Genomic DNA, 10,340 nt, shown 5'->3' with positions numbered 1-10,340 from the left:
CGCCTAAACATAGTAGGCACAATGGATCCCATTCGTTCTCCTGTATCGTTCGCCCAGCCTGAGATGAGACATCTCCTGCTTTCTCTCGAAATGCTTGTATCCAAGAAACGCACGAGTCTCTGGGATTGCTTCTCGATTCGTGGTAAATCGCCAAATCACTCATCGACTCGCGAGATAACTTCCCATAAGCGGAGGGCTAATGCAAAGTCCTAGACGGGTCCGGCGGCTGAGACTACTTTCCCCGCGAAGCCGGTTTCACCGATAGTCGCCGAGGAATGAGTGTCGAACCGATTGTTCAATGGAAGATTCCTCGAAGGTTCATCATCGTGAAGTTCGTCGAGCCTGCCGTCTATTGCATTCTCCTTGGCCTTAGACCAGATGTTTGTGTATTCAGCATGTTCGCCGTGCGTTGAACGGCCTGTGGCGGCAGACCAAGGATTCGCAGGAAGGAACGCCGCATCCGGTCGCGATTTTCAAATCCATTTCTGCGAGCGATCTCCTCAACGGAGAAACGACCACCTTCCATCATCAAGCGAGCGGACTCTACACGTAGCAGCTCAACGGCCTTGGCAGGCGTTTGTCCAGTTTCTTCTTTGAAGGCCCGGCTGAACTGTCTCGGGCTTAAAAAGGCGACCTTCGCCAAGACCGTCATCGAGAGGGGCTTAGCCAGATTTCGTTTCGCGTAGGCAAGCACAGTCTGCATACGATCGGACGTCGCATCGAGATCGAGGAGGGTCGAATGCTGCGACTGTCCGCCTGCCCGGCGGTGATAGACGACCATCAACTTGGCGGTTTCTCGCGCCATCTCACGGCCAAAGTCCTGTTCCACCAGCGCCAGCGCGAGATCAATTCCGGCGCTCATTCCGGCCGAGCACCATACGGAACCGTCGGAGGTAAAAATACGATCGAGATCGAGAATTACCTTGGGATACTGTTGCCGGAACGACTTCGCGTGATACCAGTGGGTAGTCGCATGGCGTCCATCGAGTAACCCGGCTTCGGCGAGCACAAATGTGCCGGTGCATACGGAAGCGATGCGTACCCCTCGCTGGCCTTGGGCCCGCAGGTACTTTACCACTCCCGGAAGAGCACCACCGGAGGGATCATGCTCGCCCGCTACCAAAATCGTGTCGAAGGAGCGTCGCTTTAAGGTCTCCGTATGAATTCTGCTTCCAACCGAGGTCTCAACGAGCCCTCCACGTTCTGACACCAGCGTAATCTCGTATGCCGGATATCTGGCATGCAAGTTGGCCATCTCGAAGACAGCAGAGACCGCAAGGTTGACCGTCGATATCTGGGGATACAAGACAAAGCCGATTTGGTGCGGGCGTTTCACGCCTTCACCCTAGCAGAAAACTGCAGGATGTCCTAAAACGCCGGATTTATGACTTACCGCCGTGCGGGCGCGCTCCTAAAATCCGATCATGGAGACATCCCGAGAGTTTTCTGCATGCTTTCCTGCTAATGCATTGAGGGGAGATCGCAAGTATGAGCCGCAGAGTATTGATCGCTGGAGCAACTGGGGATACCGGCCGCGCCGCAGTTAAAGAGTCTCTTCGTCGTGGGCTGGATGTTCGCGCGATGGTACGCAAGATCGACGAACGCTCGGAAGCACTTGCTGCCCAGCATGCCGAAGTGGTTGTTGGCGACCTGCTCGATATCAACTCAATCCGCGCCGCGCTGGAGGGGGTCGATGCGGCATATTTCGTCTATCCGGTAGCCCCAGGCCTTATCGCCGCCACCGTCAACTTCGCGTTGGCTGCCAAGGAAGCCGGCACGAAAGCCGTTATCAACCTATCGCAACGCTCCCAGAACCGCGATTCGACCAGYGACTCCTGCCGCGATACCTACATCTCCGAACAGGCTTTTAACTGGTCGAATGTGCCCGTTATTCATCTGCGGCCAACGCTCTTTCTCGAATGGCTGCTCTATCCGTGGCAGATCGGATATCTGCAACACGGCATCCTTCGCATTCCAGGAGGCAAAGGCCGCCACTCTCCCATCGCCGCCGACGACCAGGGCCGCGCTATTGCAGCCCTCCTGAAGAGCCCGGAAAGTCATATCGGGACTGTCATCGATCTCTCTGGCCCGGTCGAGATGGACTATGAGCAGATGGCGGCAGAACTAAGCGAAGCGCTCGGCCGCAAGGTCGTGTATCAGGATGTGCCGATCGAGGAGTACGCGGCGTCTCTTACTGCGATGGGCCTTCCGCCCTATGTCGTTCAGCACTTCAGCGGCGCCATGCTCGACTACCAACACGGACACATGGCGGGCGCGGATAACAACATTGAAAAGCTGACAGGACAGAAGCCCATGACTGTAGGTGAGTTCGCACGCGTACATTTAGCCCAACTGAACCCAAGGAAAACGGCTTAGCTAAGGCGTTTCGACTCCGATCGCTTCTGGAACTTTTAGGAGATTGCAAATGAACACATTCACTCTATTTCACGTCGTGTTGAGTCTGGTAGGAATCGGCGCAGGATTCGTCGTTATATTTGGGCTGATCGCGGCAAAGCAGCTAAATCGGTGGACCGTGGTGTTTCTCTCGACCACGGTGGCAACGAGCTTGACCGGATTCCTGTTTCCTTTCCATAAACTCTTGCCCTCGCATGTAATAGGCGTCGTGTCGTTGGTGGTACTGGCAATTGCAATCCTGGCACGCTATGTCCGCCGTCTTGTCGGCGCTTGGCGTTGGATTTACGCAGTAAACGCCGTCATTGCGACGTATCTAAACGTTTTCGTATTGATCGCACAGCTTTTTCAAAAAGTGCCCGCCCTGAAAGCAACGGCTCCGACACAGTCGGAGCCCCCATTTCTGGTTACCCAGCTCGTAGTCATGGCTCTGTTCGTGGTGCTAGGCATCTTTGCGGCGAAGAGATTTCATACCGAGCGAGCGCGTGAAGCAGTGGCGATTGGTTAGTCGAAATTAAACCTGGGTAGGAGGACCATACAATGCGCAAATCTATCTACTCATTTGTGCTCGTTTTAGCGGCTTCGTTTCAGCTATTCGCACAAACACAGCAAGCTCGCATGCCAGCTCCGCCTACGACACACATCCTTGCAATTGGCCATTTCACCCGAACGCTGACGTCCGATGAGTGGGCAGCGATTATGCCGCATGAGGTTCCTGACACCCTTCGTCTCATCCTCGTGGGCAAGATTGATCAGAGTTGGCTCCGCCACGATCAGACGGGCGTCATCTTTCTGATGAACGTGACTGACGTAGATGAAGCTCACAAGATTCTCGAGAAGCTTCCCTTGGGGCAGGCGAAATTGATGGAGTTCGATTTGATTCAGGTTGGCCCCCTCACGCCGCTGGCCATGCTGTTGAACGATAAGCCTGCCGGCAAATAGCACGCCGGCATCAACCGAAACGAAGGTGCGAACGTGGCTGTAAAGAACAGCAACTACAACCTGCCTATCCTGGTGACCGGCGCAGCTGGACGGGTCGGCTCGGTGGGCCGCCTGGTTACAGAACAGCTTCTCGAACGTGGCTTCCGTGTCCGGGCCCAGGTGCGGGTGGACGATGACCGTGCGGCGGCACTAGGTTCGCTCGGCGCTGATGTCGTTGTGGGAGATCTCCTTGATCTTGGAGCTGCTCATCGCACTGGCTGTTCGAGCAAGTTCTCTCCTGGTCCGGGTTGCCGGTTGTTGAGGTGCGACCAACAGCATTTCTCGAAGGGCTATTCCTGCAACTCGCGGGAGGCGTAGCAACGCAAGACCGGCTGCTGGCGCCGCTCGGCAACGGTAAGAACTCCGCAGTTGCGGCTTTTGACGTGGCACGATCGGTTACCGCCATCCTAAGCGATCCAGCAAAGCATATCGGAAAAACCTATCACCTCACCGGACCAAGCTCACAGGACATGCCGAGCATTGCGAAGGAGTTTTCGCAAGCTCTTGGTCGCCCCATCACCTACGTTGATGTGCCGCTTGATGTCTGGAAGGAGACGTTGTCGAAGATGGGGTTGCCGCCTCATGTGGTCTCCCATGTAGTCACAATGGCGGAGCTACATCAAGCGAATCGCTATGACAGGTATAGCGACGATGTCGAGACATTAACTGGCGTGCTCCCCATGGGCGTACGCGAATTCGTCGAGYGGAACGCACAGGCGTTTGCGCGAGTCTCGGCGTAGTGAGAACTGGAAAGGCTAGTCATGAGCACACATCAAAACACAGCGTTTCACGAAATGGCACCGGTTCTTGAACACCGCATCCCGCGCGACGGACACTCCCTCTACGCGAAGGAGTTTCCGGGACGGGGTCCAACGTTCGTCATGCTTCATGGCTTCCCGGACAATCATCACATCTACGATCCGCTGGGCCAATTCCTTGCCAACTCCGGACGCCATGTTGTGGCATTCGACTTTCTCGGCTTCGGCTCATCAGACAAGCCCCAAGGTTACGCCTACAGCTATGATCAGCAGCTAGCCGACCTCGATGCTGTTGTAGATCATCTCAACCTGCAGCAGATCGTGCCCGTCGGCCATGACTCAGGCGGATTTGTAGCCATCAACTATCTCCTGGCCCTTCCGGAGCGTATCGCTCACCTCTGCCTTTTGAATACCTTCTACACCAACACAGCGACGCTGCGGCCCCCGGAGCTGATCCAGTTTTTCGCCACACCCGGAGTGAATGCAATCGCGCAAAAGATGGCGGAAGACCCCGCCATGCTGGACTTTCTCCTGACCTTCCAGCAAAGCCAATTCAAAGCAGGCGGCAGCGGGACGCAGCAGGCCGTGATCGATGATCTGGTGCGACCGATCATCCAACAGAACTTCGCGCAGACACCCAGCGCCGCGCCCGCATTCGTGCAGCTTGCGGGTGGGCTCTTCCCGCAACTCGGAAAGAATGCGGCATCGCTGGCTCGCCTCAAGGAGATTGAGATCCCCTGCAGCATTATCTGGGGCGATGCGGACGCGTACCTGAACCTGGGCGTCGCAAAGGAGTTCGCGGCTACATTTCGCGGCGCTTCCAAGCACGTACTCGACGCAGGCCACTGGGTACAGCTCGACCTACCCGAACAGGTAGGCCGCCTCATGCTCTCCGAGGTGCGCGTTCAGGAGGTTGTTTCGCAATAACCTGCGTCCATATAGTGGTCTGAGGATCAGGGCGATCCATGTCTATTCACCCCTAAAAACTGGGTGCCCCATATCTCGGCTATGCCGAGATGTGGGTTTGAAGGATACCTGGATTTTCGTGATACCCATTCCCTATATCTGGCGATAAAGCCGCCAGATATAGGGCACCCGTCTCTACGGGGTCAGGAACCTATTCCATATCAAAAAAGAATCCTCTTCGCGACTCGGATTTGCGACACGCTTACTTACAGTGTGTATGGATACGCAATACGTAGGCGATATCGCCGAGGCCTTCAGCGGAGGACGGCATGGTCACGTRCATTCCGTCCGGCCGCTGTTGGAAGTTCAGGTTCGATTGCCCTCCCACCAGATCGACAGAGCACACCGCACCTGGAAGGTATGGATTTCCGGCGAAGAGTGTGTGGATGACGGTTTCAGATTGCGAAGGCCAGCCTAGAAGAGTGGCGTAGAGCAGCGGTTCTTTTGTTCCGTGCGAGACGGCGAAGCGGATGTCCTGAGCTGTGTAGCTCTGGATGTCGTTGTTCTTCTCGGTTGCGTTCTTTGCCGCTTTGGTGGGGCCTTCGCCGAAGACGGTAAAGGGGCGCGTGCCGTAGATACTTTCGCCGTTCACTCGTAACCAGTCCCCGATCTGCAGCAGAACCGTTCTGGCTTCTTCGGGAATGGTGCCATCGGCCTTCGGTCCAACGTTCAGCAGCAGGTTGCCGTTCTTGGAGACAGTGTCGACCAGTTGATGCACGAGTGACTTCGCCGTGCGGTACTCATCGTGCTCCGCGTATCCCCAGGAGTGAATCGAAACCGAAGTATCTGTCTGCCAGGGCAGCAGGCGGAGCGTGTCGAGCTTGCCGCGTTCAATGTCCAGGGTGGCGACGTTGGCGGGCATCGACTCCTGCTTGTAGGTAAGGACCGGTTGTTCGTGCCGTTCCGCACCGCGGTCGTAATAGTAGGCGGCGAACTGTTGCAGTGCTGGTTTGAAGGCCGGCTGACCAATCCACCAGTCGAAGTACATGAAGTCGGGGTGGTACTTATCGACGACCTCGGTTGATTTTGCCAGCCACTCGTTCAGGAAATCCTGGCTGGGAGGCACCCAGCGCTCCAGATGATCTGGATCAGGTTCTTTGTGATCATCCACGGCGCCACTTGCATCAGGCAGGTTTCGCGCGGATGCGGGACCGTACAGCAGGGATGTGGGCGGCAGTTCGTTTGTCGCAGCGGAACTCATGGCACGCACGTCGGAGTCGAAGGTGCGGCCAAGGCCGTACCACCACCAGTGCTCAGCCGTGTGCGAGGAGACACCGAAGCGCAGGCCATGTGCCCGCGTAGCCGTTGCGAGTTCGCCGACGATGTCGCGATGCGGCCCCATGGCCTTGGCGTTCCACGGCGTTACATCGGAGGCATACATGGCGAAGCCATCGCAGTGTTCGCCGACGGGAACGACATAGCGCGCTCCGGCTTTCTGGAAGAGGTCGACCCAGGCATTGGCATCGAAACGCTCCGCACGGAACATCGGGATGAAGTCTTTGTAGCCGAACTTGCTCTGCGGTCCGTAGGTAGCGATGTGATGTTCGTAGGCCTTGTTGCCCGGGACATACATATTCCGCGAATACCATTCATTGGCGAATGCCGGAACGGAGTACACGCCCCAATGAATGAAGATGCCGAACTTTGCATCCTGAAACCATGCGGGTGTGCGATAGACCGCAAGCGAGCCCCAGTCAGGTGCGAATGGCTTGGCCACTGTTGTGTAACGCTGCACCCGGCTGACCTGTGTTGCAACCGCCTTGTCGTGGGTTGCCTGTGTCTGAGCGGCAGCAGAGGCAACGATGAATGGCCAGGCTGCTAAACCAGCAATGGCCGTGGTCTTCAAAAAAGGGAATCTCACCATGGCTTGGACCGTGCGACGGCGACGCCGCGAATCTCATTGGGATATTTGCCCGAGACGGCGCAATAGAAGTGGTAAAGCGCACCATCGTGATAGATAAGCGATGGCTTGTGGGCGAAGGTTTCGTCGATGGACCCAGGTGCTCCGGTATCGATCAGGATCTCCGGCACCTTCTGGAAGTGAAAGGGATCGCGGCCTAAAGCGAGCAGTTCACGCGCGCGGCCCGGGCGTTCGTAGTTGAAACCGAAGTAGTACATCGCATAGGTCGAATCCAACTTCATGACGTAGGGGTTTGAAGCAAAGCGGCTGTCACGCGCGTCGGCCCCAGGAGCATTCGCGGTGAGTGGGCTTCCCTTGGGATAAGTTGCCGCACCCCGGGGACCATTCTGCAGCAGAGGATTGAGCGGCGATCGTGTCCAGTGCACCAGATCGGTGCTGGTCGCGACTCCGCTCCGCTCATGCCAGCCTCCGCCTTCATCTTTGGGCAGCGCCTCTGTCTTCGCGTTGTAGTACAGAAAGTAGGTCCGCTTACCCTGGTGCTCTTCGACAAAGAGGTCCGGACGGTACAGGCCGCCGCGTTCCCACGCCTCTCCTTCTTCAGGGCGGAGGATCGGTTCCGTAAGTGTCCAGTGGTGAAGGTCGCGAGAGCGCGCCAGGCCAATGACGGCGGGGCCAGACTCATAGCCGGCCGCGGGATAGGCATGCCAGGCTGCGAGATACTGGCCATTGACCTTGATTGCGTCGCCGCGTCCATGAAGGTTCTTGTCGCGCAGGATGGTGCTGATCGCAAGATTGAATTGTGTGTACTTCGAGTTTGGGTCGCGCGGTCCCACGTTCCCTTCGCGCTTCCATGTCACCAGATCGTGGCTGCTGGCGAGGCCGGTCTGATATCCGATTCCGTCGAAGCCGATGTACAACATGTAGAACTTTCCATCAGCGCGAAAGACGATTGGGTCATCGACTCCACGAGAGTCGAAGACCTCACTGCCGGCTGGAGCGTTACTCGGAATGGACGGATTCACTGGAGCGAGGACAAGCTTTGGATATTTGTAGGGTGTCCGAAACGGGGCGACCGGATCATCCTGTGCCATTGCCGCCGGAGCAAGTGCAGCGGCAGTTGCCATGGCGAGAAACTCGCGGCGGTTGGTGCGAATCATTGCATCTCCACAGTTCTCAGTAGAAGTACACGTGGGTTGCTCCGGGTGGCAAGTGCGACGATGATCCCTGTCAAAGCGATAGACCTTTTGCCTGTCCTCGGGCAGGATCGTTCCGCGAAACGGAATTCAAGAATGAATCATCCTGGAACGATTGTGGGATTTCTGCAACGCACGCTTTACATCCGAGGATGGGCAAGATAGAACCAGACCTACCTTTTGCAAGGAGTTTTCCCGTGTCCCAGACGCTCGCTCTGATTCATACCAGCCCTACGCTTACGCCCATCTTCGGCGCGCTGTGCGCGCAGCATCTGAGCGGGGTGAACGTCTTTCATATGGTGGATGAGAGCCTGATCAAGGACACCATCCGCCACGGCGCGCCACGGCGGGTGACGATGCGGAGGCTGTTGGCCATGTTGCAGTCGGCGCAGGATGCAGGTGCGGATGCCGTGATGGTGACCTGTTCTTCGATTGGGGCTGGTGTCCGCATTGGGCAGCAGGTGATGGATATTCCGGTGATCCGCGTGGATGACGCCATGACTGAAGAAGCTGTACGGCGGGGAAGCCGTATCGGCGTCATGGCGACGCTGCGCACCACGTTGGAACCGACGCTGGCGTTGCTACGCGATAAGGCAGATGCGGCGGGGAAGAGCGTAGAGCTGGTGTCGTCGCTCTGCGTTGGAGCATTCGAGGCCGTGCTCGCCGGCGATACCGCGACCCATGATCGTATTCTGTCGAAGGCATTGCTGGAGGAGATGAAGGACGTGGATGTTGTTGTGTTGGCACAGGCCAGCATGGCGCGAGTGGTGCAGGCCATTGGAGCGGATGCTTTGCCCATGCCTGTATTGAGCTCGCCTGAGCTTGCCGTATTGCGTGCTCGCGATGTGCTGCACGCTCGCGACGTGGTGCTGGGCAAGCCGGTGGAGGCTGCTGTTTGAAGAAACGCCACACGGTGCTGATGCTGTTGTGCATCCTCAGCATCATTACGTTTCTGGACCGGCTGGCTCTGCCGGTTGCCGAGAGCGGCATCCGCAGCGATCTTCATCTCTCGGAAGAGCAGTGGGGATGGGTGCTCGGAGCCTACATCCTGGCAAATGCCATCTTTGAGATTCCGTCCGGAGCCCTCGGGGACCGGCATGGACGGCGCAAAGAGCTCGCACGCATCGTCACCTGGTGGAGCTTCTTTACAGCAATGACAGGATGGTGCCGCAGCTTTCTGCAGATCACCGCATCACGCTTCCTCTTTGGTATGGGAGCTGCCGGAGCGTACCCGAATGCTGCCGGTGTCATCAGCCGCTGGTTCCCTAAAAAAGAACATGCGCGCGCACAGGGTTTCGTGTGGGGAGCCAGCAGGCTTGGTGGAGCGCTGGCTCCGCTGCTGCTTGTGCCGTTAGCGCGATCGGTGGGCTGGCGCGGAATCTTCTGGTGCATGGGCGCGATCGGATGGGTTTGGGTTGCCCTATGGCTGTTTCTGTTTCGTGAAAGCCCAGAGGCTAGGCCTGGCATCGACATCGAGGAGCTGATTGAGATCGGTTCCCCAACAGTCACCTCTGCCGGCTATCAGGGGGCAGAGCTGCAGGAGAAGGTTCCGTGGTCGCGGCTCTTCCGGCTGCCGGATCTATGGCTGCTATCACTGGCTTACTTCTGTTATGCGTGGGGTAGCTGGTTCTTCTTCGGATGGTTTACCACCTGGCTGGTGCGCAGCGCGCACTTTACCGTGGCGGAGATGGGTATCTGGGCATCGGTGCCTTTCCTGATGGGACTTGCCGGCAACCTCGCAGGTGGAGTGCTATCGGAATGGCTGGTCATACGCTTTGGCCGACGCAGAGCCTACCGCTGGGTGACAGCAATCTGCCTCGGCGTTTCGGCCTGCTTGTTGTATGGCATGACCGCAGTCCAGACGCACACAGGCATCATCGTTCTGGCGACAGCGGGCTTCGGTGTGATGGACCTGATGTTGCCTTCCGCCTGGGCCATGGCGATGGGGCTTGGCGGCAACTTCGGCGGTACCGCATCCGGCGTAATGAATACCGCCGGAAACCTTGGTGGCTGGGTGTGCACCATCGTCTTCGGTTACGTCGTAAAGTTTGCGGGAAACTACGATCTTCCGGTGCGAATGATTGCGGTCATGATCCTGCTGGCTGCGGTGATCTTCGCCCGCGTGGACTGCACACGCGGTCTGGAAACGGCCGACCACCTGGTATAGAA

11 protein-coding genes are annotated in these 10,340 nt (G+C 57.4%); 8 read left to right on the top strand and 3 right to left on the bottom strand.

Going from position 1 to position 10,340, the window contains the following annotated elements:
* Positions 1–349: 349 nt before the first annotated feature.
* Entirely contained in the window at positions 350–1,336 is a 987-nt protein-coding gene (locus AB4043_RS09665; RefSeq protein ID WP_442300039.1) for a GlxA family transcriptional regulator, read from the bottom strand.
* A gap of 152 nt (positions 1,337–1,488) precedes the next feature.
* Here AB4043_RS09665 and AB4043_RS09660 point away from each other — a divergent pair, with 152 nt between their 5' ends.
* From AB4043_RS09660 to AB4043_RS09635, 6 genes are all read left to right on the top strand, one after another.
* On the top strand, positions 1,489–2,376 hold the full coding sequence (locus AB4043_RS09660) for an NmrA family NAD(P)-binding protein (RefSeq protein WP_442300038.1): 888 nt from the start codon (positions 1,489–1,491) through the stop codon (positions 2,374–2,376).
* A gap of 49 nt (positions 2,377–2,425) precedes the next feature.
* Complete coding sequence (locus tag AB4043_RS09655; protein WP_442300037.1) at positions 2,426–2,920, top strand: hypothetical protein; 495 nt, start codon at positions 2,426–2,428, stop codon at positions 2,918–2,920.
* Positions 2,921–3,030: 110 nt separating this feature from the next.
* Entirely contained in the window at positions 3,031–3,354 is a 324-nt protein-coding gene (locus tag AB4043_RS09650; RefSeq protein ID WP_442300036.1) for a hypothetical protein, read from the top strand.
* 33 nt (positions 3,355–3,387) lie between these two features.
* Positions 3,388–3,711 (top strand): NmrA family NAD(P)-binding protein, encoded by a 324-nt coding sequence (locus tag AB4043_RS09645; RefSeq protein ID WP_442306951.1) that lies wholly within the window; start codon positions 3,388–3,390, stop codon positions 3,709–3,711.
* A complete protein-coding gene (locus tag AB4043_RS09640) occupies positions 3,657–4,133 on the top strand; it encodes an NmrA family NAD(P)-binding protein (protein ID WP_442306950.1) in 477 nt (158 codons plus the stop codon). Before AB4043_RS09645 ends, AB4043_RS09640 begins: the two co-directional genes overlap by 55 nt.
* A 21-nt stretch (positions 4,134–4,154) precedes the next feature.
* Positions 4,155–5,078, top strand: coding sequence for an alpha/beta fold hydrolase (locus tag AB4043_RS09635; RefSeq protein ID WP_442300034.1), 924 nt, complete (start codon positions 4,155–4,157; stop codon positions 5,076–5,078).
* A gap of 241 nt (positions 5,079–5,319) precedes the next feature.
* Here AB4043_RS09635 and AB4043_RS09630 read toward each other — a convergent pair whose 3' ends face one another.
* Both AB4043_RS09630 and AB4043_RS09625 read right to left on the bottom strand, forming a co-directional pair.
* Positions 5,320–6,963 (bottom strand): alpha-L-fucosidase, encoded by a 1,644-nt coding sequence (locus AB4043_RS09630; RefSeq protein WP_442306949.1) that lies wholly within the window; start codon positions 6,961–6,963, stop codon positions 5,320–5,322.
* Positions 6,964–6,974: 11 nt separating this feature from the next.
* Positions 6,975–8,135, bottom strand: coding sequence for a hypothetical protein (locus AB4043_RS09625; RefSeq protein ID WP_442300032.1), 1,161 nt, complete (start codon positions 8,133–8,135; stop codon positions 6,975–6,977).
* Between the two features lie 233 nt (positions 8,136–8,368).
* On the opposite strand from AB4043_RS09625, the gene AB4043_RS09620 reads away from it, so the two are divergent.
* Together AB4043_RS09620 and AB4043_RS09615 are read left to right on the top strand one after the other, a co-directional pair.
* Positions 8,369–9,070 (top strand): aspartate/glutamate racemase family protein, encoded by a 702-nt coding sequence (locus tag AB4043_RS09620; protein ID WP_442300031.1) that lies wholly within the window; start codon positions 8,369–8,371, stop codon positions 9,068–9,070.
* Entirely contained in the window at positions 9,067–10,338 is a 1,272-nt protein-coding gene (locus AB4043_RS09615) for an MFS transporter (protein ID WP_442300030.1), read from the top strand. The genes AB4043_RS09620 and AB4043_RS09615 overlap by 4 nt, the downstream gene beginning before the upstream one ends.
* Positions 10,339–10,340 lie beyond the last annotated feature (2 nt).

The organism is Terriglobus sp. YAF25 (assembly GCF_052113305.1).
Taxonomy (GTDB): Bacteria; Acidobacteriota; Terriglobia; order Terriglobales; family Acidobacteriaceae; genus Terriglobus.
This window is presented reverse-complemented; position numbering and strand designations above follow the sequence as displayed.